A 25,902-nucleotide genomic window follows, 5' to 3' on the forward strand; every position below is an offset into this window, starting at 1 on the left:
GCATTGACGGCTCGCAAAGCTCGCACGCTCAGATGTGCTCGACACTGACGATCTCGTATTCGACCTCGCCGCCCGGCGTCTGCACCACGGCCACGTCACCTTCTTCCTTGCCGATGAGCGCCCGCGCGATCGGCGAAGATACCGAGATCATCCCCGACTTGATATCGGCTTCGTCCTCACCAACGATGCGATAGCGAACCTCGTCATCGTTATCCAGGTTGAGCAGCCCGACGGTGACGCCGAAGATCACCTTGCCCGTCTTGGGCAGCTTGGTGACATCGATCACCTGGGCGGTGGAGAGCTTGCTTTCGATCTCCTGGATACGCCCCTCGATGAAGCCCTGCTGCTCACGCGCCGCATGATATTCGGCGTTCTCCTTGAGATCGCCGTGCTCGCGCGCCTCGGCGATGGCATTGATCACCCGAGGACGCTCAACCCCTTTGAGCTGATCCAACTCCTTTCGCAGGCGAGCCTCGCCTGCGACAGTCATCGGGACCTTATTCATTGTGTGGCTCCTGCATGCAATGTCTGAAGCCGCCGCACCGTGATCGCATTACCGTATTCGAGTGCCATGCACACAGCTCGGGCGCCCGCCAGCGTCGTGGCGTAGGGAACCTTCCGGGCGAGTGCAGTGCGGCGGATCACCGAGGAGTCGTTGATGGCCTGACGACCTTCGGTGGTATTGACGATATAGGCCACCTCATCGTTCTTGAGCATATCGACGATGTGGGGGCGACCTTCATAGACCTTATTGACGATATCCACCTCGAGGCCGGCATCCTGCAAGGCAGAGGCCGTTCCGCGGGTGGCGCAAAGGGTGAACCCCAATCCTAACAGAGATTGAGCGACCTCGATAATGCCCGCCTTGTCCGGATCGCGCACCGACAGGAAGGCCTTGCGGTCGCCGGTAAGCTTGGGAATCGCTTCGCCCGCGCCAAGCTGCGCCTTGTAGAAGGCCTCCGCAAAGGTATCCCCAGAGCCCATCACTTCCCCGGTAGACTTCATTTCCGGCGACAGGATCGGGTCGACGCCCGGGAACTTGTTGAACGGGAAGACCGCTTCCTTGACGCTGTAGAAGTGCGGCACGATTTCCCGCTCGAAGCCCTGCTCGGCGAGGGTCTTGCCCGCCATGCAGCGTGCGGCAATCTGCGCAAGCGAGGTACCGATGCACTTGGAGACGAAGGGCACCGTGCGCGAGGCGCGCGGGTTGACTTCGATCACGTAGATTTCGCCATCCTGCCAGGCGAGCTGAACGTTCATCAGGCCCACCACGCCGAGCTCGACGGCCATGCGCTTGACCTGGGCACGCATCTCATCCTGGACGTCAGCCGGCAGCGAGTAAGGCGGCAGGGCACAGGCGGAATCGCCCGAATGCACGCCCGCCTGCTCGATGTGCTGCATAATCCCGCCGATCACCACCTGCTGGCCGTCGGAAACCGCATCGATATCGATTTCCACCGCCGCATTGAGGAAGTGATCGAGCAGCACCGGCGAGTCGTTGGAAACCTTGACCGCATGGGTCATGTAGCCCTCGAGCTCCGATGCGGTATAGACGATTTCCATGGCGCGACCGCCCAGCACGTAGCTCGGACGCACTACCAGCGGGTAGCCGATCGCCTCGGCCTTGGCGAAGGCGTCCTCGAAGCTGCGTGCCGTGGCGTTGGGCGGCTGCTTGAGTCCCAGCTTCTCGATCATCTGCTGGAAACGCTCGCGATCCTCGGCGCGGTCGATGGCATCCGGCGTCGTGCCGATGATGGGCACGCCCGCCGCTTCAAGATCGCGGGCCAGCTTCAGCGGTGTCTGGCCGCCGAACTGCACGATCACGCCAACCGGCTTCTCCTTGGCAGCGATCTCGAGGACATCCTCAAGCGTGACCGGCTCGAAGTAGAGGCGATCCGAGGTGTCATAATCGGTCGAGACCGTTTCCGGGTTGCAGTTGACCATGATGGTCTCGTACCCGTCGTCGCGCATGGCAAGCGCGGCATGCACGCAGCAGTAGTCGAACTCGATCCCCTGGCCGATACGGTTGGGGCCGCCCCCCAACACCATGATCTTCTTGCGATCGGAGACCTCGGCCTCGCACTCCTCCTCGTAGGTGGAGTACATGTAGGCGGTATCCGAGGCGAACTCCGCAGCACAGGTATCGACCCGCTTGTAGACCGGACGAATCCCCAGCTTGTGGCGAGCACGACGCACTTCCTGTTCGGCGACCCCGAGCAGGGCTGCAAGGCGAGCATCGGAAAAGCCCTTACGCTTGAGGCCGAACATCTCCCGCCCACCGATTTCGGAGAGCGAGCGCTGGCTGACCTCGGCTTCGATACGAATGAGGTCCTCGAGCTGGACCAGAAACCAGGGGTCGATATTGGTCAGCGCAAAGATTTCTTCCAGGCTCATCCCGGCGCGCATGGCATCGGCAATGAAGAAGATCCGCTCGGCGCCCGCTGCCTGCAGTTCGCCTTTGATGTGGGCCATGGCCTCATCGCTGAAGTCGGTGACCTTGGGGTCGAGACCGTCGTTGCCGGTCTCGAGGCCGCGCAGGGCCTTCTGCAGCGATTCCTGGAAGGTGCGCCCGATGGCCATCACTTCGCCCACCGACTTCATCTGCGTCGTCAGGCGATCGTTGGCCTGCGGGAATTTCTCGAAGGTGAAGCGCGGAATCTTGGTAACGACATAATCGATCGACGGCTCGAACGAGGCCGGCGTGGTACCGCCGGTGATGTCGTTCTGCAGTTCGTCGAGGGTATAGCCCACGGCCAGCTTGGCGGCGATCTTGGCGATCGGGAAGCCGGTGGCCTTGGACGCCAGCGCCGATGAACGCGATACGCGCGGGTTCATCTCGATGACCACCATGCGACCGGTCTTCGGATCGACGCCGAACTGCACGTTGGAACCGCCCGTCTCGACGCCGATCTCGCGCAGCACCGCAAGCGATGCGTCGCGCATGATCTGGTATTCCTTATCGGTCAGCGTCTGGGCCGGCGCGACCGTGATCGAGTCGCCGGTGTGCACGCCCATGGGGTCGAAGTTCTCGATCGCGCAGACAATGATGCAATTGTCGTTGCGGTCGCGGACGACCTCCATCTCGTACTCTTTCCAGCCCAGCAGCGATTCGTCGATCAGCAACTCATGATTGTTGGACAGGTCGAAGCCGCGCTCGCAGATCTCCTCGAACTCTTCCTTGTTATAGGCGACACCGCCGCCGGAGCCGCCCATGGTGTAGGAAGGGCGAATAATGACCGGGAAGCCCAGCTCACCCTGGATCTCCCAAGCTTCCTCCATGCTGTGGGCGACCTTGGCCTTGGGGCATTCAAGGCCAATGTTCTTCATAGCCTTGTCGAACAGGTCGCGGTCTTCGGCCTTGTTGATGGCATCGGCGTTGGCGCCGATCATCTCGACGCCGTACTTCTCCAGCACGCCGTGCTTGTCCAGTTCAAGGGCACAGTTGAGCGCCGTCTGGCCACCCATGGTGGGCAGCACGGCATCGGGGCGCTCGGCCTCGATGATCTTTTCCACCGATTGCCAGGTGATCGGCTCGATGTAGGTGGCATCGGCCATGACCGGATCGGTCATGATGGTGGCCGGATTGGAGTTGACCAGAATGACCCGGAACCCCTCTTCACGCAGCGCCTTGCAGGCCTGGGCGCCGGAATAGTCGAACTCGCTGGCTTGGCCGATGACGATCGGGCCAGCGCCAATGATCAGGATGCTCTTGATGTCGGTACGCTTGGGCATGTCGGCTCCGCGGCTAAAACGATGAAAACAGGACTCGGTGACGGTGACGTGCGCTCAGCGACGCTCCCTCATCATGCCGACGAAGCGGTCGAACAGCGGCGACACATCGCGCGGACCGGGGCTGGCCTCCGGGTGGCCCTGGAAGCTGAAGGCCGGGCGGTCGGTCAGCTCGATGCCCTGCAAGGTACCGTCGAACAGCGAACGATGAGTGGCACGCACGTTGACGGGCAGGGTCGTTTCGTCGGCAGCAAAGCCGTGGTTCTGGCTGGTGATCATCACCTGACCGGTGTCGATGTCCAGTACCGGATGGTTGGCGCCATGGTGACCGTGCTTCATCTTCACCGTCTTGCCCCCGGCGGCCAACGCAAGCAGCTGGTGGCCAAGGCAGATACCGAACAGGGGGGTATCGGTGGTGAGAATTTCGCGTATCGCCTCGATGGCGTAGTCGCACGGGGCGGGATCGCCGGGGCCGTTGGCCAGCAGGATCCCGTCGGGGGACATTGCCAGCACCTCGGCTGCGGGGGTCTGGGCGGGGACGATGGTCAGGCGGCAACCGCGCGAGGCCAGCATGCGCAGTATGTTGTACTTGACGCCATAGTCGTAGACCACGACGTGGTACGGACGCTCGCCTGCCGCATCGAGGTTGCCCTGCCCCAGAACCCATTCGACCTGGTTCCACTCGTAGCTCGTTTTGCAGGACACTTCCTTGGCCAGATCCATGCCCTTGAGCCCGGGGAAGTCGCGGGCCACCTGCAGGGCGCGCTCGGCCGCATCAGGGCCTTCAGCGTCGGGGCCGGCCAGGATCGCGCCATTCTGGGCGCCTTTATCGCGCAGGATACGGGTCAGGCGACGCGTATCGACATCGGCGATACCCAGGACGTTATGGCTTTTCAGGTAGGCATCGAGCGACTGTTCGCTGCGAAAGTTGCTGGCCAACAGCGGCAGGTCACGAATCACCAGGCCGGCCGCGGCGATGCCATCGGACTCGACATCCTCCGAATTGACGCCAGTGTTGCCGATATGGGGATAGGTCAGGGTGACGATCTGTCGAGAGTAGGAAAGATCCGTCAGGATTTCCTGGTAGCCGGTCATGGCCGTATTGAACACGACCTCACCGCTGGTTTGCCCGTCGGCGCCGATGGCGGTGCCGTAGAACACGCTGCCATCTTCCAAAGCCAGTATCGCGGGTCTGTTCAACGCAACTTCCTCCCATCCAACATCTGATTCACTTGACCGCCGCTGCAACCGTCGAGTCGTAAAAAAGCGGGACGAAACCCGATAAAAACCGGTTTCATCCCGCTTGTTGTCATTCGCTCGGAATGCTTGGCCCGACTCAACAAGCGCTCACTCGGATTTCTCATCCAGCGCCCGGCCAAAATTTTGGGGATGTTACAGGAAAAACCGACGCCTGACCAGTCTCTGGCCTCCCCACTCATGAGCCTGCATTGACTTATTTTATTTAAGAATTCAGCGCGAATCGGTGAAGCCCAGCACATCCTGCATGTCGTAGCGGCCCGCATCACGATCGGCGACCCAGCGCGCTGCACGTACGGCACCCTTGGCAAAGGTCATGCGGCTACTGGCCTTGTGGGTGATTTCGATGCGCTCGCCCTCGGTGGCGAACATGACCGTGTGCTCCCCGACGATATCGCCGGCCCGTACCGTGGCGAAGCCGATCTCCTTGTCGGTGCGTGGACCGCACTGGCCCTCGCGGGCAAAAACACCATGCTCTTTAAGGGTGCGCCCCAGCGACTCGGCAACCACCTCGCCCATCTTCAGTGCCGTTCCCGAAGGCGCATCGACCTTGTGCCGATGGTGTGCCTCGATCACCTCGATATCGTACCCCTCATCGCCCAATGCCCTCGCGGCCGTCTCGAGCAGCTTCAGGCTGAGGTTCACTCCGACGCTCATGTTGGGCGCAAAGACCATGGGCACGCGGTCTCGATAGGCATCCAGCTCGGCCAGCTGTTCGTGGTCAAGACCGGTCGTGCCAATCACGATCCGCTTGCCATGCTCGGCACATACGGCCAGGTTGGCGAGCGTCACCTGGGGCGTCGTGAAATCGATCAGCACGTCGAATGAGTCGATGGCCTCTTCCAGTGTGGCGACCGCCGCGACACCGAGGCGCCCCTGGCCCGCCAGCTCGCCGATATCCACACCGACCAGGGAACTGTCTGGCTTGACGAGTCCTGCAGCAAGCGTGGCATCGGGATCCTGATGAACGGCAGCGACGAGCTGGCGGCCCATGCGGCCGGCGACGCCAACGATGGCGATACGGGTCATGCGGTCTCCTGGATCAGGGTTCGTGGGCGTAAAGCGAGCAGTATACCAAAGCCGACGGGGGACGGGGGCTTGGGTCGTCTGCCAGCTTTGACCACACTGCAGGAGCTATTCACGCAAGCACGGAGCAAGCGACATGCCGAGGGTAACGGAACTCCCTGCCGATCATTGCCTGCTGGACCTGCTCGAGCGCTATCGCCGTGTGCTGCTCGTGGGCGTGCCTGGCAGCGGCAAGACAACGTTGGCGGCCCGCGCCGCAGCCTCACTGGCAAATGCTGGGCGCAGCAGTCATTGCTTGATGCTCGACCCCGGCTCCCCGGGGTTCGGTCCACCCGGTGCCGTAAGCCTCGGCGTGTGGCAAGGCGACCAGTGGCAGTTACAGCGTCTACACGGCTTATGCAGCCTGGATGCCGCACGCTTTCGCCTCCCCCTCGCCGAGGCTGCCCGCCGCCTGAGCCGGCGGGTCGCGAACGATCCGCTGCTGATAGATGCTCCCGGCGTCGTGCGTGGCGTCGCGGGGGCCGAGCTGCTTCCCGCCCTGGCCGAGGCCAGCGGCGCCGAGGCACTCGTCGTTGTCGTTCCCGATGGCGCGCCAATGCCGCTCGATGCGGAATGCCAAGCCACTGGACTGCCCCTGGTAAAGATCACTGCCGATCCGGACGCGCATAGTACCAGCCGCCCAGCACGTGCCGACAAACGCACCCAGGCTTGGGATGCCCACCTAGGCGCTAGCGAATGCCAGGATTTCGACCTGGATACCATGCCGATCGTTGGCACGCCTCCCCCTCGCGATGTGCCTGACGCGTGGCGTGGCCGCCAGGTGGCCCTGCAGGGCGCCTCGGGAGAGACGCTGGCGCTGGGGGAAGTCCAGGCCTGCCACGCCGAACGGCTCCGGATACGCCTTCCAGCACGACAGCCTCAGGCAGACGTATCCAGCCTGCTGATTCGCGATGCGCAGAGAGATTCCGACGGGCGACTCGTGACCGCTCGCCCCCCTGAGCGGCCCCAGCCCGTGGCCGACATCCTCTCGCTCGAGGAATCCCCCAGTGCGGGGTCCGATGGGCCGCGTCCGTCGGTGCGCCTGGGTCTGGCCACTGCCTCGCTGATCAATGGCGTTTATGGCGACCCCGCCCTTCACTTGCGCCTTCGCCATCAGCGCCGCAGCCTGTTTTTCGATCTTGGCGACATCGGCCGACACTCGTCGCGCCTGGCTCACCAAGTCAGCGATGTCTTCATCAGCCATGCCCATTTCGATCATATCGCCGGGTTCATGTGGCTGCTGCGTTCAAGCATCGGCGTTCCCACGCCCTGTCGCCTGGTTGGCCCGCCAGGACTGGCGTCGCATATCGCCGGCCTGGTGCGCGGCATCCTATGGGATCGCGTGGGCGACAAGGCGCCTCGCTTCGAGGTCAGCGAGCTACATGGCGAGCGACTGGAGCGCTATATCGTCGAAGCCGGCCATGCCACACCCGAGCGATTGGCGTCACGCCCCGCCAATGGTGGTGTCGTCCATGAGGAGGCAAGCTTTCGGGTGCGGGCGACCACGCTCGATCATGGCACGCCGGTACTGGCCTTCGCCTTCGAGCCGAGCACGCAACTCAAGGTACGCAAGGAGCGCCTCGACGAACGCGCCTTGACGCCCGGGCCCTGGCTGGGGGTGCTCAAGCGCAAGGTGCAGGAAGGGGCCCTTCATGCAGAAATCACGTTGCCGGATGGCCGGCTTCAGCGTGTGGGCGAGCTGTGTAACGACCTGCTGATGAGCGAGCCCGGCCAGCGCCTTGCCTATGCCACCGACTTCGCGGACACTCCCGGAAATCGCCAACGCGTTCTCGACTTGGCCCGGGGAGCCCATGTGCTGTTCTGCGAAGCCTCGTTCCGAGAGGAGCAATCTGAGCAAGCCAAACGTACCGGTCACCTGACTGCCAGCGCCTGCGGCTCGATTGCCGACGAGGCGCAGGTCGGCCAACTGATCCCCTTTCACTTCTCGCGCCGCTACGGCGAGGATTTACGGGCCCTATATACCGAGATACGTGGGGCTTTCGACCGGGTCTGGACCCCGCAGGGCCTCGATATCGATTGAGGCGATAGCCGTCGCGGAGGTAGCGATTCTCGCTGATCGGTATCAGGCCGCGACGCGTTCGTTGCGTAACAACACGCCGATGGCGACCATCACCAGTAGGCTACCGGGCAGCCATGCCCAGCCAATACGCTCAGGCGCTCCAACGAACAGCAGCAGCATCGAGACAAACGGCACCAGATAGTTGTAGGCGGTAACGGTGCCCGGGGTCAGTACAGCCGTGGCACGTTGTTGCAGCCAGAAGGTGAGCGCACTGGAACAGAGCCCAAGATAGAGCAATAAAACGGCATCACTGAAGGTCATCTCGGCCAGGCGTTGCCACGGCTCGAGCAGCACGCCTGCCAGGCCAATCAGTACCGCCCCGCATCCCAGGCTCCAGAAGGTGCGCACGGCAGCGGAAGCCGACAGCCATTGCCGGTTCAGCCCCCACTTGGTGAGTACCGGATAGAGCGCCGCGGAGATACAGCCAAGAAAGAAAACGGCTTCACCGATCCCGAAGCGCCACTGGCCCTGCTGCCCCCGGGCTTCGGCCCAGGCCAGCGCCAGGGCCCCCGTCGCGCCCAACCCGAGCGCGGCGATCAACCGCCAGGCGGGGCGCTCGACACCCACGGCCCAGCCCAGCATGAAAGCAAGCAGCGGCACACTGACGAACAGGGTCGACATCGATACCGCCGTGGTGCGGTGCGCCGACCAGAACATGGCGCCGAAGAAACCGGCAAGGCAGAGCCCCATCAGCGCATACAGGCCCAGCGCATGGATGCTGGGTCGCCAGCCTTGTGTGTGCCGCGCAAGCCCCCAGAGGGCCAGACTGGCGATCAGGAAGCGTATCGACGTCAGCAACAGCGGCGGCAGGGTTTCACCAATCAGTCCCACCGCGGGGAAGGATAGCCCCACCAGGGCCGCCCACAGCCCAAGCCCAAGATGGGCCCGGGCCGCAGGCGAAGCAGGGGCGGAAGGCAGGCTCAATTCTGCCAGACGATATCCAGGTCTTCATTGGCGGCCATGCGTTCGAGATGGCCATCGACCACGTGCTCGAGGCGGTCGAGGCTTCGGTCATCGAGCGCTTCCACGGCAATGTACAACTTGTCCCCCTCGGCCTGCATCAGGCAGGTGCCCTCATCGAAGTTGACCCTGGCATGGTCCTCGTTCTGTTCGACCTCCAGCTTGTGCGACCAGTGCTTGCAGAGGCGATTGATCAATCGCTCGCCCGACGCAGTGACGATCTCAGCGTGGGAAATGGGCATGCACGTTCTCCATGTCTAAAGGGTCATTTATAAGCCTATGACTGATGCTCCCAATGCGCCACCCCGACAAGCCCAGCGTCAGCGCGAAAACCGTTCGGCGCGAAACGGCGTGGGGTCTATGCAGGTCGGCTCGCCCGTCATCATTTCACCCAGCAGACGCCCCGTGACCGGACCCAGCGTGAACCCCTGATGGCCGTGACCGAAGGCGAACCACAGCCCAGAGTGACGAGGAGCCGGGCCTATTACCGGCTTCATGTCCGGCATGCAGGGGCGGTTGCCTGACCAGGGTTCGGGATCACGTCGCTCACCCAGCGGAAACAGCTTGCGCGCGGCCTTTTCTGCCGCATCGAGCTGGCCGTGCTGCGCCCGGCCCTCCAGTGTGGTCAGCTCTGCTCCGGTCGTGAGTCGCACCCCGGCCCGCATCGGCGCCAGCAGATAGCCAGTCTCGAAGTCCATGAACCAATGGTTCAGCCGGGCATCGCCGGCCGGCGCGTAGTGCATGTGGTAACCGCGCTTGGGGAACATCGGCAGGTGATAACCCAACTCGCGAAGCCAGCGCATCGACCACGGCCCTGCCGCCAGCACCAGTTCTTCCGCCTCGAGCGTTCCACTGGATGTGGTCAATCGCCAGCCCGTCGTCGTTGGCTCGAGATGCTCGACATCGGCCCGCTCGCATTGACCGCCTTCCGCTTCGAAGGCCTGGGCATAGGCCTGCACCAGACCACCGGGATCGACGACCGTCCAGGCATTGGTCCAATGGATCGCCCCGATGACGGCATCGCCAAGATAGGGCTCCATGGCCTGGAGGGCAGACCGGTCGAGCGTTTCGAAGGTCACCCCGAAGCGGGTTTCATTGTCACGGGCAACCGCCTGCTGCTCGTCGAAGACACGCTGGCTGCGAAAGCCTTCCAACCACCCCTCGCGCCGAATCAATGCCTCTGCGTCCGCCGCGTCTACCATGACCTGATGCTCGTCGGTACTGCGCATGATCAGCGAGGCATACTCAGGGACGATATCGGCATAGCGAAGGGGTGCCGAATGTCGCCAGTACTGGAACAACGGCCCCGCAGCGGCCAGCATGCCCCTGGGGCGGTAGCGAATATCGATGCGCCGGTTGGGTAGCACCCGGGCCAGGGTACCGACATCGCGAGGGAAAGGATGAGGCTGCACCGCTTCACGCTGAATGATGCCGGCATTGCCGAATGACGTTTCGCGCCCCGGCGGCTGGCGATCCACCAACGTGACTGCGCGTCCTCGCCTGGCCAGGTGGTAGGCCACCGAGGTACCGACCATGCCGGCGCCGAGAACGAGAGTAGTGCGTGCCATGGAAGACCTGCATGCGTGACGAGTGTTCTAGCATCTTAGTCCCCTCAGCTCGTGACATGCACGCCCGGTCGCAGTGGCGCCCTGCCAATCCTTACCGGATCTATCTCGACGAAAGTCACGGATTCACCCATACTGGCCGTCTGTTGCGAATGCGTATAAGACTCAGGTAAGCAAGCTAACGTAACGAGCACGAAACGAGCGGGATCGACGCTAACGGTCAACGGGAAACGACAGCCAGCCATGCACCCATCTCTTCCAGTCAAAGCCATTATCGGCGTGGCGCTCACGATGACGCTCGTAGCCGCCCACGCCGAAGAGACCACCATCACCGATATCGCCGGTCGCCAGGTCACCGTGAACACGCCGGTGGAGCGCATCATTCTCGGTGAGGGGCGTCAGGTCTATCTCCTGGGCGTGCTGCAGCCCGACGACCCGTTCGCTAACGTGGTGGGATGGCGCGAGGACTTTTCGCAGGCCGACCCTGACAGTTTCACGCGCTACGCCGAGACGTTCCCCCACCTGCTGAACCTGCCGACCTTCGGCGGGTTCAAGGATGGCACATTCGACGTGGAGCAGGCCGCTGCGCTCGAGCCCGACGTTATCCTGATGAATCTGGAAGCCCAGGCAGCCACCGAAGATGCGGCTTATGACGACAAGCTGGGCGAACTCGGCATTCCCATCGTCTACGTCGACTTCCGGGAAGATCCGCTCAACCACACCACCGATTCCATGCGGATCATGGGCGAGCTGCTGGGCAAAGAAGCTGCCGCCGAGGAATTCATCGCATTTTCCCAGGCGCAGCTGGCTCGCGTGACGGAGGTGATCGAAGCGGAGAATCCCGAACGCCCCAGTGTCTTCGTGGACCGTGCCGGCGGGTACTCCGAGGATTGCTGCATGAGCTTCGGGCCCGGCAATTTCGGCGAGTATGTCGAGCTGGCAGGCGGCACCAATATTGCCAAGGACATCATTCCCAATACCTTCGGCACATTGAATCCGGAACAGATCATTGCCGCCAATCCCGACCACGTGGTGGTGACAGGCGGCAACTGGGACGCCTACGTGCCCGGCGGAGCCTGGGTTGGCGTGGGGCCCGGCGCCGATATGGACGCCGCCCGCCAGAAGCTCGAGGGGCTCACGGAACGGACCGCCATGACCGGCATCTCGGCGGTCGAGAACGACAATTTCCATGCCATTTGGCATCAGTTCTACAACAGCCCGTATTACTTCGTGGCTGTTCAGAAAATGGCCAAGTGGTTCCACCCGGAGTTATTCGCCGATCTTGACCCCGAAGCGACAATGACCGAGCTGCACGAGCGTTTCCTGCCCGTGGATTACGAACCCGGCTACTGGATCTCGCTCGATGAGGAGTGAGGCGGCTCCCCAGTCTCTGGCACTAGGGCGCGATCACTATCGCGCCCTGGTATTGCGTCGCCAGTTGATTCTCGTCGCCCTGGTGCTTGCGCTACTGCTGAGCCTGTGTATCGATCTTGCACTCGGCCCGGCCCGTTTCAGTCTGGGCGAAGTCGTTGCTGCGATCCTTAATCCGGACGCCGTGAGCCAGCAGGCGCGTGTCATCGTCTGGGAGATCCGCATGCCCGTGGCATTGATGGCCATGGTCGTCGGCGCCAGCCTGTCCATTGCCGGCGCCGAGATGCAGACCATTCTCAGCAACCCCCTGGCCAGCCCCTTCACCCTAGGCATCTCTGCCGGGGCAAGCTTCGGTGCAGCCTTGGCCCTGGCGTTCGGGGTTGCCATCGTTCCCTCGGCGATCGATTACATCGTTCCCATCAACGCCTTCATCATGGCCATGCTGACCGCCTTCTTCATCCACGCCCTGAGCCTGAAGCGCGGCGTGACGGTGGAGACGATCGTTCTGCTCGGGATTGCCATGGTGTTCATCTTCAATTCCCTGATGGCATTGATCCAGTTCTTCGCCAGTCAGCAGGCCGTAGCCGCGGTGGTGTTCTGGACCATGGGTAGCCTGACCAAGGCCACCTGGCCCAAGCTGTGGATCTCGCTGGCTGTATTGGCGATGGTCGTGCCGCTGCTGGCCCGTCACGGCTGGGCGCTCACCGCCATGCGCCTGGGCGACAGCAAGGCCGAAAGCATGGGCGTCAACCCGCGGCGGCTGCGCCTGGAGGTCCTGGTGCTGGTCTCGTTGCTGGCCGCCATTGCGGTGGCTTTCGTCGGCACCATCGGCTTCATCGGCCTGGTCGGCCCGCACATCGCCCGGCTCCTGCTGGGTGAGGATCAGCGCTTCTTCCTGCCGGGCTCGGCGCTTTGCGGTGCCTTGATTCTGTCCATTGGCTCGGTATTGTCGAAGGTCATCCTGCCGGGAACCATCATCCCCATTGGCATCATCACTTCCCTGGTCGGTATTCCCTTCTTCCTGTTTCTCGTGCTCAACCACAAGAAGGCCTCATGGTAACGCTACAGCTCGATCGCCTTTCGGCCGGCTACGGTCGGCGTCAAATCCTGACGGAGGTTTCCACGCCCCGCTTTGAAGGCGGCCAGGTCGTGGCGCTGCTTGGCCCCAATGCCGCGGGGAAATCCACCCTGTTCCGGCGCATTTTCGGCCTGCTCAAGGGCGGGGGCGAAGCCCGGATCGATGGCGCCACCACGGCGCGCCCCGTGGCGTACATGCCACAGGATACGGGTGTGAACGCGATCCTGACGGTCTATGAGTCAGTGCTTCTGGCGCGCATGCAGGGGCGTCGCCTGAACGTCCAGCCCGAGGATCTCGCCGAGGTGGAGCAGGCCCTGGACGAGCTCGGCATCGCCAGTTTGAGCGAGCGTGACATCGGTGATCTCAGCGGGGGGCAGCGGCAGCTATTGAGTGCTGCCCAGGCGCTGGTTCAGCGACCCGAAATTCTTCTGCTCGACGAGCCCACCTCGGCCCTCGACCTCAATCGACAGATCAGCTTGCTATCGATCCTGCGCCGGCTCGCCCGGGAGCGTGAGATGTTGATCATGATTGCCCTGCACGATCTCGGCCATGCGCTGCGCTTCACCGACAAGGCGATGGTGCTCGAGAACGGGCGCCTGATTGCCTGCGGCCCCACAGCCGAGGTGGTAACGCCTGAGCTGGTGCGAGACGTGTATCGCGTGACCGCCCGAATCGAGCCCTGCTCTCAGGGCCAACCACAGCTTATTGTCGAAGCGGCCGTTTGAAGCTTCGGCCCTCGAACGCCGCCAACACCGCCCCGCCCAGCACCAGCGGCAGGGCCAGCAAAAAGCCACTCGACAGCGCTACACCGAAGATCAACAGGTCGGCCAGCACCGGCCAGATCAGGGCGACGTACTCGAAGGGTGCCAGGCGCGAGGCTTCCGCATAGCGCAGCGCCAGGGTCATGGCGATATGCGCCGAGCCCCCGAACAACCCTGACAGTATCAATAGCCCCAACTCGGTGCCGGTCAGTGACGCCCACCCCAACGGTGCCGTGGCCAACCCGGCCAGGGTCGTGACCAGTACGAAATAAAACGCGATGGCGCCCGGGGTCTCCGTCCGTGAAATGCGGCGCACCGTCAGCAGTGCCGCGGCGGACAGCAGCGCCGCCAACAGGCCGAGGACATAGCCGGGCAGGCGCCCACCGGCAGCCCCCGCCTCAAGTCCCGGCACGATGAGAACGCCCACACCGCCGAGTGCCAGCGCCAACGCGGCGCCCCGGCAAAGCGAAAAGCGTTCGCCAAGCAGGAGTACCCCACCCAAAGCCATGAGCACCGGGGTCAGCTGTGCCAAGAGCGTTGCCTCCGCCACCGGCAGATACGCAAGAGCGGCAAACGAGGCGAACATGGCCGCCGCGCCGAGTCCGGAGCGCATCAAATGACCTGCGGGCCGCCGGGTAGCCAACCCCCGCGGGAATTCCCCACGTAGCGCCAGAAACACCACGATAGGCAGCAGCGCGAAGGCCGAACGGAAGAAGACAGTCTGCCCCACCGGTGCCACGGTACTTACCGCCTTGATGCAGACCATCATGCCGGTAAAAAGCACACCGGAGAGAAGCCTGAGCAGGATGCCTGTCATCGGCCTGGCTACTTCATGTTGCATCACGCTGACCTGCTCCAATCGTTTCAGGAAGGAGGGAATTAGACCCTACCTTCGCCGCATTAAAAAACCCCGGGATCTGACACCCGGGGTTTTGTCAACGGCAGCCCAAGCGACTAGGGCTTCATGTCCTCGAAGAACTTCTTCACGCCATCGAAGAAGCTGGTCTTCTTGGGCGAGTGGCTGTTGCTCTCGCCGAGGCTGTCCTGGAACTTGCGCAGCAAGTCCTTCTGGTGCTCGTTGAGCTTGACCGGCGTCTCCAGCACCACCTTGCACAGCAGGTCGCCGGCGGGGCCGCCACGTACCGGCTTCACGCCCTTGCCACGCAGACGGAACAACTTGCCGGTCTGGGTCTCGGGCGGGATCTTGAGTTTGACCCGGCCATCCAGCGTGGGCACTTCGAGTTCGCCACCCAGCGCCGCATCCACAAAGTTGATCGGCACCTCGCACTGCAGATGGCGTCCGTCGCGCTGGAAGATGGGGTGCGGCTTGATCGCTACCTGCACGTAGAGATCGCCCGGCGGGCCGCCATTCATGCCGGACTCACCTTCCCCGTTCAGGCGGATACGGTCACCGGTATCCACGCCAGCGGGGATCTTGACCGACAGCGTGCGGGTCTCGCGCACCCGACCCTCACCATTACACTCATGGCAAGGCACCTTGATCATCTGGCCCGTGCCATGGCAGGTCGGACAGGTCTGCTGAACGGCGAAGAAACCCTGTTGCATGCGCACCTGGCCATGGCCGGCACAGGTCGGGCAGGTTTCCTTGGTAGAGCCTGGCTCGGCCCCGTTACCGTCACAACGACCGCATTCCACATGGCGCGGTACACGGATATCCACGTTGGTGCCCGCTACGGCATCCTCGAGATCGAGCTCGAGGTTGTATCTCAGGTCGCTGCCGCGTGCGGGCGCGTTGGGGTTGCGGCGACCGCCGCCGGCACCGCCGAAGATATCGCCGAACACGTCGCCGAAGATGTCGCTGAAGCCACCGGCCCCGGCGCCACCGAAGCCGCCCCCACCGAAACCGCCGGCCTGGCCGTCGACACCGGCATGACCGAACTGGTCATAAGCAGCCCGTTTTTCTTCATCGGCCAGGATTTCGTAGGCCTCGGAGACATCGCGGAACTTCTCGGCCGCGGTCTCGTCATCGGGATTGCGGTCGGGGTGGTATTTCTGGGCGAGCCGGCGATAGGCCTTCTTGATCTCTTTCTGATCGGCCCCGCGCTCGACACCCAAAACCTCGTAATAGTCACGTTTGGACATGGATCTGTCCGCCTCCTATCGGCGCTACGCAAACGCCAACGCGGGAGTCATCGGCCCCCGCGCTGGCGTGCTTAGTAGCGACTGACGTGGTTACTGCTTTTTCTGGTCGTCGTTGACTTCTTCGTACTCAGCGTCGACCACGTCGTCTTCCTTCTTCTCGCCGGCACCGGCCTCGCCAGCCGCCTGGGCGCCTTCACCCTGCTCGGCATAGAGCTTCTGGGCGAGTTCGCCGGAGGCCTCGGTCAGCGCGTCGAGCTTGGACTGGATGGCATCCTTGTCGTCGCCCTTGGCCGCTTCCTCGAGCTCGGCGATGGCCGATTCGATCTTCTGCTTCTCGTCGTCGCTGACCTTGTCGCCAGCGTCGTCGAGGGTCTTGCGTGCCGCATGTACCATGCCATCGGCCTGGTTGCGCAGTTGGACGAGTTCCTCGAACTTCTTGTCCTCGTCGGCATGCGCCTCGGCATCGCGTACCATCTGATCGATCTCGTCGTCCGACAGGCCACTGGAGGCCTTGATGACGATCGACTGCTCCTTGTTGGTGGCCTTGTCCTTGGCGGACACGTGCAGGATACCGTTGGCATCGATATCGAAGGCGACTTCGATCTGCGGCACACCGCGCGGCGCGGGCGGAATGTCGCTGAGGTCGAAGCGACCCAACGACTTGTTACCGCTGGACTGCTTGCGCTCACCCTGCAGCACGTGAATGGTCACGGCTGTCTGGTTGTCGTCGGCGGTCGAGAAGGTCTGGGTCTTCTTGGTCGGAATGGTCGAGTTCTTCTCGATCAGCGGCGTCATCACGCCACCCAGCGTCTCGATGCCCAGCGTCAGCGGAGTGACGTCGAGGAGCAGCACGTCCTTGACGCTACCGCCGAGCACGCCACCCTGAATCGCGGCGCCTACGGCCACGGCTTCGTCCGGATTGACGTCCTTGCGAGCGTCCTTGCCGAAGAATTCGGCCACCTGCTTCTGGACCATCGGCATGCGCGTCTGGCCACCGACCAGGATCACGTCGTCGATCTCGGAGGCGGAGAGACCCGCATCGGCCAGTGCGGTCTTGCACGGCCCCATGGAGCGCTGCACCAGCTCTTCCACCAGCGACTCCAGCTTGGCCCGGGTCACCTTGACGTTCAGGTGCTTGGGGCCGGTGTTGTCAGCCGTGATGTAAGGCAGGTTGACGTCGGTCTGCTGCGCGCTGGATAGCTCGATCTTGGCCTTCTCGGCGGCTTCCTTGAGGCGCTGCATGGCCAGGTTGTCGCCGGACAGGTCGATACCGCTGTCGGACTTGAACTGATCGACCAGATAGTTGATCAGTTTCATGTCGAAATCTTCACCGCCCAGGAAGGTATCGCCATTGGTGGCCAGTACCTCGAACTGGGTTTCGCCGTCGACGTCGGCCACTTCGATGATCGAAATATCGAAGGTACCGCCGCCCAGGTCGTATACGGCGATGGTCTTGTCGCCACGCGACTTGTCCATGCCATAGGCCAACGCCGCCGCGGTCGGCTCGTTGATGATGCGCTTGACCTCTAGACCGGCGATACGACCGGCGTCCTTGGTTGCCTGACGCTGGCTGTCGTTGAAGTAAGCCGGCACGGTGATGACCGCTTCGGTGACTTCTTCACCCAGGTAGTCTTCCGCCGTCTTCTTCATTTTCTTCAAGACTTCGGCGCTGACCTGCGGCGGTGCCAGCTTCTTGCCCTTCACTTCCACCCAGGCGTCGCCGTTATCGGCCTCGGCGATGGTGTAGGGCACCATCTTGATGTCCTTCTGCACCACGTCGTCCTTGAAGCGACGACCGATCAGGCGCTTGATGGCGTACAGGGTGTTCTCGGGGTTGGTGACCGCCTGGCGCTTGGCCGCCTGGCCTACCAGCGTTTCGCCATCATCGGTATAAGCGATGATGGACGGCGTGGTGCGGCCACCTTCGGCGTTCTCGATGACTTTGGCGCTATCGCCGTCGAGGACGGCGACACAGGAGTTGGTAGTCCCCAGGTCAATACCGATGATGCGTCCCATAGGTAATCCTCAAATTCGTTCGCTGAATTACTGATTGCGGCGTTTACCGCGGAGTTGTCGTCTATGTGGGGGTCGCCGTGACCATTTCAAGGGCTATCCCCCACGAACCGTTCAGCCGGCTTCCTGACTCACCACCACCATGGCCGGGCGTACCAGGCGACCGTTGAGCAGGTAACCCTTCTGCATCACTTCCATAACCGTGTTGGGTTCGAGCTCGGGGTTGGGCACCATGGCCATGGCTTCGTGATACTGCGGATCGAAGGGTTCACCTTCCGGCTCGACCACCTCGACGCCGAACTTGGTCAACACGTCGAGCTGCAGCTTGAGGGTCATCGACACCCCTTCCCGATGGGTCTCGCTGGCGCCGTCCTGCATGCTGTCGAGCGCCTTCTCGAGGCTGTCGACTACCGGCAGCAGCTCCTTGACGAATTTCTCCAGCGCGAACTTGCGGGCCTTGTCGACATCCTGATCCGCCCGGCGCCGCACGTTCTGGGCTTCGGCCGCGGCACGCAGTGATTGATCACGCGTTTCAGCCAGTTCCTGTTCCAGCTCCTCGATGCGAGCGGTCAGGACGTCGGCATCCGGATCCTCGAGAATCTCGGGGTCGACTTCCTGCTCGTCGGCAACCGCACGCTCGGCAGCGTCGGCCTCATCGAGCTCGCCTTCCACTGGCTCGGGTACCGGCTCGGCATCGCGCTCGGCACGTTCCATTTCCTCGTCGATCGGGTTCTGAGGTTCTTTAGCCATGAACATCTCCTGACGGCAAAGGCGAACCGTTCGCCTTCGACACAGTGGGCTGTGGATAGTGAAGTGGCGTAGCCACCCAGCGTTTCAGGCTATATGGGGATACCCACAAGAAACTCAAGGGATCGTACCCTCTCCCTTTATGCAGGAATTGATGCGCCTCATCGACTACTGTATAAACACACAGAAGCCCGTCTTAGACCCGTATCACACGGCACGACCTGGAGGTGGCCATGCTGGTGCAGCTTGCGATTCGTGATTTCGCCATCGTCGATTCCCTCGATCTGGAGTTGCATGGCGGCATGACTGCCATCACCGGGGAAACCGGTGCCGGCAAGTCCATCCTTCTCGGGGCGCTGGGATTGTGCCTGGGCGAGCGTGCCGATGCCGGCAGCGTGCGCCACGGTGCCGAGCGTGCCGATCTTTCCGCGCGATTCGATATCGCCGCCTTGCCCGAAGCGGGCGCGTGGCTCGCCGAGCGCGAACTGGCCGCCGACGAATGCCTGCTACGACGCGTGGTGACGGCATCCGGACGCTCCAAGGCGTGGATCAACGGTCAACCGGCTACCGTGGCCGATCTCAAGGCCCTGGGCGATCACCTGATCGAAATTCATGGTCAGCACGCGCATCAGGCGTTACTGCGTGAAGAGACCCACCTGCGCATGCTCGACGATTTCGCCGGCCATTCGGCTGAGGTGACGTCGCTCTCCGCGCTGTATCGAGACTGGCAGGACAAGCGCCGCCGTCTCAAGCGACTGAGCGAGGATGGCGAGGAAATCCAGGCGCGCCGGCAACTGCTTCGCTATCAGGTCGAGGAGCTCGACCAGCTGGCCCTTGGCGAGAATGAACTCAAGGCGCTGGAAGAAGAACAGGAGAGCCTGGCGCATGCCGAGGAAACCCTGCGCGAGGCGCAATTCGCAGCCGAGTGCTGCGACAATGACGAGGCAGGGGCCCTGCACCTGTTGAACCAAGCCGTGCTTCGCCTCGAACCTCTACCCGGCAGTGACCGCGGCGCACTTGCCGATATCCTGTCGATGCTGGGCGATGCCCGCATCCAGGTCGAAGAGGCCAGCCGCGAGCTGCATCGATTCGCCGAGCACACCGAACTCGATCCGGAACGCCTGGCCTGGGTCGAGGATCGCCTGGGCGAAGTGCATCGCATTGCACGCAAGCACCATGTCATGCCCGAGGAGCTTTGCGGCCTACACCAGCGGCTGCGCCAGGAGCTCGACGGGCTGGAGGGCGGCGAGCATGACCTGGAAACGCTCACCACCGAGTTGCAGGCGCTACGCGACCAATGGCGTCAGAAGGCCCGCGGCATTGCCGAGGCTCGTCGCGAAGCAGCGTCCCGATTCGGCAACGCCGTTCAGGAACAACTCGCTTTCCTGGCCATGGGCAAGGCGAGCTTCAAGGTCGAGGTGGAAAACCGCGAGACGCCGGCGCCTAATGGGCTGGATGCGGTACGCTTTCTGATCAGTGCCAACCCGGGACAGCCCCCACGCCCCCTGGCCAAGGTCGCCTCGGGCGGCGAGCTCTCGCGTATCAGCCTGGCCATCCAGGTCGTGGCGGCCACCCACTCGACGATACCCTCGCTGGTCTTCGACGAGGTGGATGTCGGCGTTTCCGGGGCCACTGCCGAGATCGTCGGCCAGCTACTTCGCCGCCTGGGTGAAAGCGGCCAGGTCATGACCGTGACCCACCTGCCTCAGGTCGCCGCTCAAGCGCACCAGCACCTGCATATCGAAAAGCAGGCCGATGCCGATACCACGCTGACCCGCATGGCGCTGCTCGACAGTGCCGGGCGTGTGCGCGAGCTGGCCCGCATGCTCGGCGGTGTCACGCTATCGGACCGCACCCTGGCCCACGCGCGTGAAATGCTCGATGCCAGCCAGCATCCGACCCACTGAATGATCGCCATAGGCGCGGTAACAAGCGCCTACTCTAGAAGCGACGAAAAAAACGCCGCCGCCCAATGGGCGGCGGCGCTTCATATGTCTAAACCTGACGTGCAGGAATATTCCTAGCTCTTCTTGATGCCTTCCTGGCGTGTCGCCTTAGATCCCTTGGGGCGCACATACAGAACCAAGGCGTGATCGACGAGTTCGAAGCCATGCTCCTCGACGATTTCCTGCTGGCGGCGTTCGATTTCGTCATCGAAGAACTCGATGATCTCGCCGCTTTCCAGGCACACCATGTGGTCGTGATGCTCGTCCTGGGAAAGCTCGAACAAGGCGTGCCCGCCATCGAAATTGTGGCGAATCACCAGACCGGCGGTCTCGAACTGGGTCAGTACGCGATAGACCGTGGCCAGGCCGACGTCTTCTCCCGCTTCGAGCAGCGCCTTGTAGACATCTTCTGCGCTCAGGTGATGTTGTTGAGGCGCGTTCTCCAGAATCTGGAGGATCTTGACGCGCGGCAAGGTCACCTTCAGACCTGCCTTGCGCAATTCATGGTTCTGATCGGCCATGGTTGCTCTTCGCAGTAACGTGTAGGGTCGGGTATGATCGACGGATCAACGATAGGGAAAAACAGGCGCAAATGCAAAAGCTGATTAAAACCGTCACTCTCTCAGTCGCCCTGTCACTCGTCAGCGGCTGTAGCTATTTCGGCGTCTACAAGCGCGACCTGCCCCAGGGCAATCTGGTCACGCAGGACATGGTGAGCCAGCTACAACCGGGCATGAGCCGGGAGCAGGTGCGTTATGTCATGGGCGCACCCCTGCTCGAGGCACCCTTCGATGCCAGCCAGTGGGACTACGTTTTCCGGCTCGACGAAGCCTATGGCGATGTCGATCAGCGGCGCGTGACCCTGACCTTCGCGGATGACCGGTTGGTGAATATCGCAAGCGATGGCGACCTGTCTCGCGATATCGAGCTGACGACCCCGGACAGTGCGGGCCCGGTCCCCGAAGGCGCGGGCGTACAGGAAAATATCGTGCCCCAGCCGGCACCTCAGGAAGGCCCCGAAGCCATCCCCGATGGTGGCCCGGGCACGGTGCCTACCGGAGGCGAGCCTGCCGACGAACCGGAACCCGACATCGAAGCGCAGCCGGGCGGTTTCTGACCTAGCCGTTGCGATTGCCCGCGGCGCGCTGCTTGCGGGCCTCCTTGGGATCGACCTGAAGCGGCCGGTAGACCTCGACTCGGTCACCGGCTTCCACCGGGTAGCGCTGGGGTTCACGCAATAGCTTGCCGAAAATTCCCAGGCTCGCCTTCGTAAAGGTGGCTTCGGGCAGCTCGGGAAAGCGCTCAGGAAGCTCGGCGAGCACGACCGCCTGTTGCGCGGTCGTCCCCCATGGCACCGTCAACGTGACGATCACCTGCCGCTCCGGCAGTGCAAAGGCCACTTCTATCTCGACCGGCGCCTGGCTGGCCACATCACTCGCGTCCCGGGGAGAGTCAGGGTCGGCCATAGACCTCATCGGCCCTGCGGGTGAAGGCATCGACCAGCTGTCCCGCCACCTGCTGGAATAGCTTGCCAAACGCCATGCCGAGCAAGCGATTGGCAAATTCGAACTCCATTTCCAGGCTGACCTTGCAGGCGTTCTCCCCCATCGGGGTAAACAGCCAGCGCCCTCGCAGGCGGCGGAAAGGCCCGCTCACCAGCGACAGATCGATACGCTCCGGGGCATATAGATCATTGCGGGTGGTGAAACTCTGTTCGACCCCGGCCTTGGCCAGGGTCAGCTCGCCCACCAGATGGTCCTCATCCCGTTCCAGGAGCCGCGCCCTGCGACATCCCGGCAAGAACTCCGGATAGCGCTCGAAATCATTGACCAGGTCGAACATCGCCTGGGGTGAGTGCCGCACCATGGCGGACCGATTGACCGTTGGCATGTACCTCTCCGCTGACTTTACAGGGCCTTGTGCGTATCATGGACGGTTATTTTCGTCAGGCCTTGAATGGTAACACGCTTCCCCCCATCCCGGAGGGGTAGCATCCCAAGGCGATTCGATCAACGAGGTTTCATGGCCACCAAGAAAGGAAAGAGCAAAGGCCCCAGCAGCAACGTCATCGCCCAGAATAAGAAGGCCCGCTTCGAATACCATATCGAAGAGACGTTCGAAGCAGGCCTGGCCCTGGCGGGCTGGGAAGTGAAGAGCCTGCGTGCCGGCAAGGCCCAGCTCACGGATACCTATATCCTGATCAAGAATGGCGAGGCATGGCTGCTGGGGTGCCACATCATGCCGCTCAATACGACGAGCACGCATGAAATAGCCGACCCAACGCGCACCCGCAAGCTCCTGCTGCATCGCAAGGAGATCGCCAAGATCTTCTCGCGCACCCAGGACAAGGGGCACACCTGTGTGCCGCTCAAGCTGTACTGGAAGAATAACCTGGTGAAGTGCGAGCTGGCTCTGGTTGTGGGCAAGAAGCTGCACGACAAGCGCGCCACCGAGAAGGAGCGCGACTGGAATCGCCAGAAGGCGCGCATCATGCGCGACAACAAGTAAGTCGAATCAAGCCGCTTGTACTTGAGTAAAACACTCTGGTATAGTGCGCGGTGTTAGGGGGGCGACATGGTTTCGACGCCGGTGACAACCCCTGAGGTGCATGCCGAGAGCGTGATGTATCTCGTAAATCCAACATCACGATTAAATAGTCGCAAACGACGAAAACTACGCTCAGGGCGCTCTGGCAGCTTAAAGACTGCTGGTAGTTAGCCTGGCCCCAAAGCGATGTGCCTATGCATCGTGGCGGGGAGACGAGCGACAGCTCATAGGATCGCGGTTAGTGGTGCCTTCTCGCTAGCCGCTAAAACCTAGAAGGATCGCGTTGCTGGATCCTGCCCGTCGGAGTCAGTAACGCTAAACTAAAAGACGGACCTAAGCATGTAGAGCCAACGGGCGAGTGCCGGCGGACGCGGGTTCAATTCCCGCCGCCTCCACCAACCAAGCATACGAATCAAGCACCTACGGGTGCTTTTTTCGTTTATGTAGGCTTGATGGGTCTTCTTTTGGCAATGCCTTGGTCAGCTTTAAGGTCTATCAAGTCAAAAATTTGCAGTGAATGGCAAATCACCTACAACTTATTTACGACTTGCAACCCACCCTAACCAAGCGGAGTAAAGGAGGGTCGGTTAATACTAGCTGCTGACTCCACTAACACACATGGAAATCTTATGTCTGGGTACTACGTTATCAAGCCATCTGGTAGCCAATATCACTTCACGCTGCATGCCGGTAACCACGAGATCATCCTCAGCAGTGAACGCTACACTTCGAAGCAAGGTGCCAAAAACGGCATCGAATCCTGTCAGAACAACAGCCCCTACGATGCCAGGTATGACAGGAGGGTCGCCTCGAATGGGTAGCCTTATTTCACCCTGCACGCCGGGAATGGCCAAGTGATCGGGGTTAGCGAGACCTATTCGTCTACCTCCGCTCGAGAGACAGGTATCAACTCCGTCAAGGCGAATGGACCGAGCGCAGTAATTCACGACAGGACGTAATGCAAAGGACCGGCCCAGCCGGCCGGGCCATCAGCAAGCCCTGTGGTTTGAAAGCCAAACAGACTTTTTGGCAAAACGACATGATGAACTGATCACCGCTAACCCACTCGCCGGCTGGCACTACCGGAAACAGGAAGCCCCACGCGAGGTCGACGATATCGACCCGTTCACCGCCGAGGAACAGGCAGCGATCCTCGAGGCGCTCCAGCCGGAAGGGCGCCATCTGATTCAGTTCGCATTCTGGAGTGGGCTGCGCACATCAGAGCTCGTCGCCTTGGAGTGGGGCGATATCGACTGGCGGGGCAAACGAGTACGCATCTCTCGTGCAATTACCCAAGCCTCACGCGGTACCGCCGAAACCACCAAGACGACAGCGGGCACACGTACCATCGACCTGCTGCCCCGCGCCTTGGCGGCACTCAAGGCACAGAAGGCCATCAGCTACCTGCACCCCAGCGCGCGAGCATTCCTGAACCCACGCACCGGGGAACCCTGGGTTGGCGACCAGGCGATACGCAAGACGCTCTGGACCCACGCCCTGAAACTCGCCGGCGTCCGGTACCGCCGCCCCTACCAGACACGGCACACCTACGCGAGTATGATGGTCAGCGCTGGCGAGCCTCTGGCATGGGTTTCAAAGCAGATGGGGCACACCAGTGTGGTGACCACGGCGCGGATTTATGCGAACTGGATCCCGACAAGCAACAACCAGGCGGGGACGCTTGCAGATGCTGCTTACGCCTTTTGACGGTACCCGCCGACGCTACAGAGACTGGGAAAAATTTTCCCATGCCGCTTCGCAAAGAGAACACGGATGGTGTATTGTTCCTCCTACGTGCTGCATAGCTAGAGCTACACTATCGTAATGGCTCGCTTGCAGCCGCTATAAGCTAAAGCTGACGTAGATCAGCGATTTCCTTAAGTCTTACCTCTGCTAGGAGAAGGGACATGAAAACTACCATCCGGAATATCGCACAATCTAACCGCCCCATGGACGAAAACGACGGCTTCTGAGCCGTTGTACCATCCGATAGTCAACCCAGTTCGCTAGGAGGTGCCATAGGCACCTCCTTTTCATTGCTCAATCAGAATCTTCTGCATGCCGGACACAACTACAGTATCTGTGTGGACCACACCCGACATCATCAGAAGCTTGCTCATGCTAGCTGGCATACTCGTCGCCATTGTCTCTGTCTGGAGCGTCAAGAGCACTGCCAAGAAGAAGCAAACAGCAGATTTCTTGTTCGCGATACGCTCTGACGAAAGGCTAATAACTGCCATTCACACGCTTCGTGATCTTCACGACTCGGACCAGAACATGCGGCTATTGGCAGGCAAACAGCATACGAAAGAGGAAAATGTTCAGCAAATTCGCTACCTGCTCAACCACTTTGAACGGCTTAGCGTTGGCGTACAGGAAGACATCTACAACGAAAAAATGCTGCGAAAATCTCAATATACCATTATTACAAAGACTTATGACTGGGCAAAGCCCTTCATCGAAGGCGTTCGCGAGCAGACCCGAAGCCCGACAGCATTCCAGGAATTCGAATGCCTTGCGAAGCAATGGAAGGCCGCACCGCTGAAGAAGCGCAAGGGTAGCGACTGAAGTGGAACAAGTAGGCAGTAGTCTGCTAACTGTCTAGATTTATACTTAAGCTATTGAAATCTAGCGTTATGTCGCGGGTTCAATTCCCGCCGCCTCCACCAACCAAGCACAC

25 protein-coding genes, 1 tRNA gene and 1 other RNA gene are annotated in these 25,902 nt (G+C 61.9%); 13 read left to right on the forward strand and 14 right to left on the reverse strand.

All coding sequences use genetic code 11. From position 1 onward, the window contains the following. Positions 1-28: 28 nt before the first annotated feature. From greA to dapB, 4 genes are all read right to left on the reverse strand, one after another. Positions 29-505, reverse strand: a complete 477-nt coding sequence (gene greA / locus JH15_RS12425; protein WP_043530888.1) for a transcription elongation factor GreA — start codon at positions 503-505, stop codon at positions 29-31. Further along, positions 502-3,732: a carbamoyl-phosphate synthase large subunit gene (carB, locus tag JH15_RS12430; protein ID WP_043530889.1), complete on the reverse strand. Its 3,231-nt coding sequence runs from the start codon at positions 3,730-3,732 to the stop codon at positions 502-504. The genes greA and carB overlap by 4 nt, the downstream gene beginning before the upstream one ends. Positions 3,733-3,786: 54 nt before the next feature. Further along, complete coding sequence (gene carA, locus JH15_RS12435) at positions 3,787-4,929, reverse strand: glutamine-hydrolyzing carbamoyl-phosphate synthase small subunit (RefSeq protein ID WP_043530891.1); 1,143 nt, start codon at positions 4,927-4,929, stop codon at positions 3,787-3,789. Positions 4,930-5,199: 270 nt separating this feature from the next. Continuing rightward, entirely contained in the window at positions 5,200-6,015 is an 816-nt protein-coding gene (dapB, locus tag JH15_RS12440; protein WP_043530892.1) for a 4-hydroxy-tetrahydrodipicolinate reductase, read from the reverse strand. A gap of 133 nt (positions 6,016-6,148) precedes the next feature. Between dapB and JH15_RS17580 the strand changes: the two genes are divergently transcribed. After that, positions 6,149-8,092: an MBL fold metallo-hydrolase gene (locus JH15_RS17580; RefSeq protein WP_052384104.1), complete on the forward strand. Its 1,944-nt coding sequence runs from the start codon at positions 6,149-6,151 to the stop codon at positions 8,090-8,092. A gap of 42 nt (positions 8,093-8,134) precedes the next feature. Here JH15_RS17580 and JH15_RS12450 read toward each other — a convergent pair whose 3' ends face one another. The 3 genes from JH15_RS12450 to JH15_RS12460 all read right to left on the reverse strand — a co-directional run bounded on the left by JH15_RS12450 (position 8,135) and on the right by JH15_RS12460 (position 10,659). Beyond that, on the reverse strand, positions 8,135-9,055 hold the full coding sequence (locus tag JH15_RS12450) for a DMT family transporter (RefSeq protein WP_231566434.1): 921 nt from the start codon (positions 9,053-9,055) through the stop codon (positions 8,135-8,137). Next, positions 9,052-9,333: a DUF2218 domain-containing protein gene (locus JH15_RS12455; protein ID WP_043530894.1), complete on the reverse strand. Its 282-nt coding sequence runs from the start codon at positions 9,331-9,333 to the stop codon at positions 9,052-9,054. The genes JH15_RS12450 and JH15_RS12455 overlap by 4 nt, the downstream gene beginning before the upstream one ends. 78 nt (positions 9,334-9,411) lie before the next feature. Continuing rightward, entirely contained in the window at positions 9,412-10,659 is a 1,248-nt protein-coding gene (locus JH15_RS12460; protein WP_043530895.1) for an NAD(P)/FAD-dependent oxidoreductase, read from the reverse strand. 288 nt (positions 10,660-10,947) lie between these two features. Between JH15_RS12460 and JH15_RS12465 the strand changes: the two genes are divergently transcribed. Genes JH15_RS12465 through JH15_RS12475 form a run of 3 tightly spaced genes read left to right on the forward strand, consistent with a single transcriptional unit; the run spans position 10,948 to position 13,830 of the window. Then, positions 10,948-12,030: an ABC transporter substrate-binding protein gene (locus JH15_RS12465; protein ID WP_231566435.1), complete on the forward strand. Its 1,083-nt coding sequence runs from the start codon at positions 10,948-10,950 to the stop codon at positions 12,028-12,030. Continuing rightward, positions 12,020-13,087, forward strand: a complete 1,068-nt coding sequence (locus tag JH15_RS12470) for a FecCD family ABC transporter permease (RefSeq protein WP_043530898.1) — start codon at positions 12,020-12,022, stop codon at positions 13,085-13,087. The genes JH15_RS12465 and JH15_RS12470 overlap by 11 nt, the downstream gene beginning before the upstream one ends. After that, a complete protein-coding gene (locus tag JH15_RS12475) occupies positions 13,081-13,830 on the forward strand; it encodes an ABC transporter ATP-binding protein (RefSeq protein WP_043530899.1) in 750 nt (249 codons plus the stop codon). The genes JH15_RS12470 and JH15_RS12475 overlap by 7 nt, the downstream gene beginning before the upstream one ends. On the opposite strand, the gene JH15_RS12480 is transcribed toward JH15_RS12475, so the two are convergent. The 4 genes from JH15_RS12480 to grpE all read right to left on the reverse strand — a co-directional run bounded on the left by JH15_RS12480 (position 13,808) and on the right by grpE (position 18,732). Continuing rightward, the gene (locus JH15_RS12480; RefSeq protein WP_043530901.1) at positions 13,808-14,707 is read right to left on the reverse strand and encodes a DMT family transporter; all 900 of its coding nucleotides are present in this window, start codon (positions 14,705-14,707) and stop codon (positions 13,808-13,810) included. The genes JH15_RS12475 and JH15_RS12480 overlap by 23 nt on opposite strands. A gap of 113 nt (positions 14,708-14,820) precedes the next feature. Beyond that, complete coding sequence (gene dnaJ, locus JH15_RS12485) at positions 14,821-15,969, reverse strand: molecular chaperone DnaJ (RefSeq protein WP_043530902.1); 1,149 nt, start codon at positions 15,967-15,969, stop codon at positions 14,821-14,823. 90 nt (positions 15,970-16,059) lie between these two features. Beyond that, the gene (dnaK, locus tag JH15_RS12490; protein ID WP_043530904.1) at positions 16,060-17,985 is read right to left on the reverse strand and encodes a molecular chaperone DnaK; all 1,926 of its coding nucleotides are present in this window, start codon (positions 17,983-17,985) and stop codon (positions 16,060-16,062) included. 111 nt (positions 17,986-18,096) lie between these two features. Then, a complete protein-coding gene (gene grpE, locus JH15_RS12495) occupies positions 18,097-18,732 on the reverse strand; it encodes a nucleotide exchange factor GrpE (RefSeq protein ID WP_043530905.1) in 636 nt (211 codons plus the stop codon). Between the two features lie 230 nt (positions 18,733-18,962). Here grpE and recN point away from each other — a divergent pair, with 230 nt between their 5' ends. Further along, entirely contained in the window at positions 18,963-20,636 is a 1,674-nt protein-coding gene (gene recN, locus JH15_RS12500) for a DNA repair protein RecN (protein ID WP_043530907.1), read from the forward strand. A 113-nt stretch (positions 20,637-20,749) separates the two neighbouring features. Here the strand turns inward: recN and fur are convergent, their stop codons facing one another. Further along, on the reverse strand, positions 20,750-21,196 hold the full coding sequence (gene fur / locus JH15_RS12505) for a ferric iron uptake transcriptional regulator (RefSeq protein ID WP_043530908.1): 447 nt from the start codon (positions 21,194-21,196) through the stop codon (positions 20,750-20,752). A 71-nt stretch (positions 21,197-21,267) separates the two neighbouring features. On the opposite strand from fur, the gene JH15_RS12510 reads away from it, so the two are divergent. After that, positions 21,268-21,792, forward strand: a complete 525-nt coding sequence (locus tag JH15_RS12510) for an outer membrane protein assembly factor BamE (protein WP_043530909.1) — start codon at positions 21,268-21,270, stop codon at positions 21,790-21,792. Position 21,793: 1 nt separating this feature from the next. On the opposite strand, the gene JH15_RS12515 is transcribed toward JH15_RS12510, so the two are convergent. Together JH15_RS12515 and JH15_RS12520 are read right to left on the reverse strand one after the other, a co-directional pair. Next, the gene (locus JH15_RS12515) at positions 21,794-22,141 is read right to left on the reverse strand and encodes an RnfH family protein (protein ID WP_052384105.1); all 348 of its coding nucleotides are present in this window, start codon (positions 22,139-22,141) and stop codon (positions 21,794-21,796) included. Further along, positions 22,128-22,565 (reverse strand): type II toxin-antitoxin system RatA family toxin, encoded by a 438-nt coding sequence (locus JH15_RS12520; RefSeq protein WP_043530910.1) that lies wholly within the window; start codon positions 22,563-22,565, stop codon positions 22,128-22,130. The genes JH15_RS12515 and JH15_RS12520 overlap by 14 nt, the downstream gene beginning before the upstream one ends. 132 nt (positions 22,566-22,697) lie before the next feature. Here JH15_RS12520 and smpB point away from each other — a divergent pair, with 132 nt between their 5' ends. The 7 genes from smpB to JH15_RS18120 all read left to right on the forward strand — a co-directional run bounded on the left by smpB (position 22,698) and on the right by JH15_RS18120 (position 25,891). Then, positions 22,698-23,183: an SsrA-binding protein SmpB gene (gene smpB / locus JH15_RS12525; protein ID WP_043530912.1), complete on the forward strand. Its 486-nt coding sequence runs from the start codon at positions 22,698-22,700 to the stop codon at positions 23,181-23,183. A gap of 57 nt (positions 23,184-23,240) precedes the next feature. Then, positions 23,241-23,620: a transfer-messenger RNA gene (gene ssrA / locus JH15_RS17825) on the forward strand. Between the two features lie 231 nt (positions 23,621-23,851). Further along, positions 23,852-24,043 (forward strand): YegP family protein, encoded by a 192-nt coding sequence (locus tag JH15_RS18635; protein WP_231566436.1) that lies wholly within the window; start codon positions 23,852-23,854, stop codon positions 24,041-24,043. A gap of 12 nt (positions 24,044-24,055) precedes the next feature. Beyond that, entirely contained in the window at positions 24,056-24,181 is a 126-nt protein-coding gene (locus tag JH15_RS18640) for a YegP family protein (RefSeq protein ID WP_422730564.1), read from the forward strand. 67 nt (positions 24,182-24,248) lie between these two features. Then, a complete protein-coding gene (locus tag JH15_RS12535) occupies positions 24,249-24,929 on the forward strand; it encodes a site-specific integrase (protein ID WP_231566438.1) in 681 nt (226 codons plus the stop codon). Positions 24,930-25,280: 351 nt separating this feature from the next. Continuing rightward, entirely contained in the window at positions 25,281-25,790 is a 510-nt protein-coding gene (locus JH15_RS12540; protein ID WP_081949021.1) for a DUF4760 domain-containing protein, read from the forward strand. Positions 25,791-25,804: 14 nt separating this feature from the next. Beyond that, positions 25,805-25,891 (forward strand) — tRNA-OTHER (locus tag JH15_RS18120). Positions 25,892-25,902 lie beyond the last annotated feature (11 nt).

The sequence above is a fragment of the Litchfieldella xinjiangensis genome (assembly GCF_000759345.1).
Lineage (GTDB): Bacteria > Pseudomonadota > Gammaproteobacteria > Pseudomonadales > Halomonadaceae > Litchfieldella_A > Litchfieldella_A xinjiangensis.

Excerpts from the sequence above, each read along its gene's own strand:
- greA (WP_043530888.1), bottom strand. The coding sequence starts at position 505 with ATGAATAAGGTCCCGATGACTGTCGCAGGCGAGGCTCGCCTGCGAAAG.
- carB (WP_043530889.1), bottom strand. The coding sequence starts at position 3,732 with ATGCCCAAGCGTACCGACATCAAGAGCATCCTGATCATTGGCGCTGGC.
- dapB (WP_043530892.1), bottom strand. The coding sequence starts at position 6,015 with ATGACCCGTATCGCCATCGTTGGCGTCGCCGGCCGCATGGGCCGCCAG.
- JH15_RS17580 (WP_052384104.1), top strand. The coding sequence starts at position 6,149 with ATGCCGAGGGTAACGGAACTCCCTGCCGATCATTGCCTGCTGGACCTG.
- JH15_RS12455 (WP_043530894.1), bottom strand. The coding sequence starts at position 9,333 with ATGCCCATTTCCCACGCTGAGATCGTCACTGCGTCGGGCGAGCGATTG.
- JH15_RS12460 (WP_043530895.1), bottom strand. The coding sequence starts at position 10,659 with ATGGCACGCACTACTCTCGTTCTCGGCGCCGGCATGGTCGGTACCTCG.
- JH15_RS12465 (WP_231566435.1), top strand. The coding sequence starts at position 10,948 with ATGACGCTCGTAGCCGCCCACGCCGAAGAGACCACCATCACCGATATC.
- JH15_RS12470 (WP_043530898.1), top strand. The coding sequence starts at position 12,020 with ATGAGGAGTGAGGCGGCTCCCCAGTCTCTGGCACTAGGGCGCGATCAC.
- JH15_RS12475 (WP_043530899.1), top strand. The coding sequence starts at position 13,081 with ATGGTAACGCTACAGCTCGATCGCCTTTCGGCCGGCTACGGTCGGCGT.
- JH15_RS12480 (WP_043530901.1), bottom strand. The coding sequence starts at position 14,707 with ATGCAACATGAAGTAGCCAGGCCGATGACAGGCATCCTGCTCAGGCTT.
- dnaJ (WP_043530902.1), bottom strand. The coding sequence starts at position 15,969 with ATGTCCAAACGTGACTATTACGAGGTTTTGGGTGTCGAGCGCGGGGCC.
- dnaK (WP_043530904.1), bottom strand. The coding sequence starts at position 17,985 with ATGGGACGCATCATCGGTATTGACCTGGGGACTACCAACTCCTGTGTC.
- grpE (WP_043530905.1), bottom strand. The coding sequence starts at position 18,732 with ATGGCTAAAGAACCTCAGAACCCGATCGACGAGGAAATGGAACGTGCC.
- recN (WP_043530907.1), top strand. The coding sequence starts at position 18,963 with ATGCTGGTGCAGCTTGCGATTCGTGATTTCGCCATCGTCGATTCCCTC.
- fur (WP_043530908.1), bottom strand. The coding sequence starts at position 21,196 with ATGGCCGATCAGAACCATGAATTGCGCAAGGCAGGTCTGAAGGTGACC.
- JH15_RS12510 (WP_043530909.1), top strand. The coding sequence starts at position 21,268 with ATGCAAAAGCTGATTAAAACCGTCACTCTCTCAGTCGCCCTGTCACTC.
- JH15_RS12515 (WP_052384105.1), bottom strand. The coding sequence starts at position 22,141 with ATGGCCGACCCTGACTCTCCCCGGGACGCGAGTGATGTGGCCAGCCAG.
- JH15_RS12520 (WP_043530910.1), bottom strand. The coding sequence starts at position 22,565 with ATGCCAACGGTCAATCGGTCCGCCATGGTGCGGCACTCACCCCAGGCG.
- smpB (WP_043530912.1), top strand. The coding sequence starts at position 22,698 with ATGGCCACCAAGAAAGGAAAGAGCAAAGGCCCCAGCAGCAACGTCATC.
- JH15_RS18635 (WP_231566436.1), top strand. The coding sequence starts at position 23,852 with ATGTCTGGGTACTACGTTATCAAGCCATCTGGTAGCCAATATCACTTC.
- JH15_RS12540 (WP_081949021.1), top strand. The coding sequence starts at position 25,281 with ATGCCGGACACAACTACAGTATCTGTGTGGACCACACCCGACATCATC.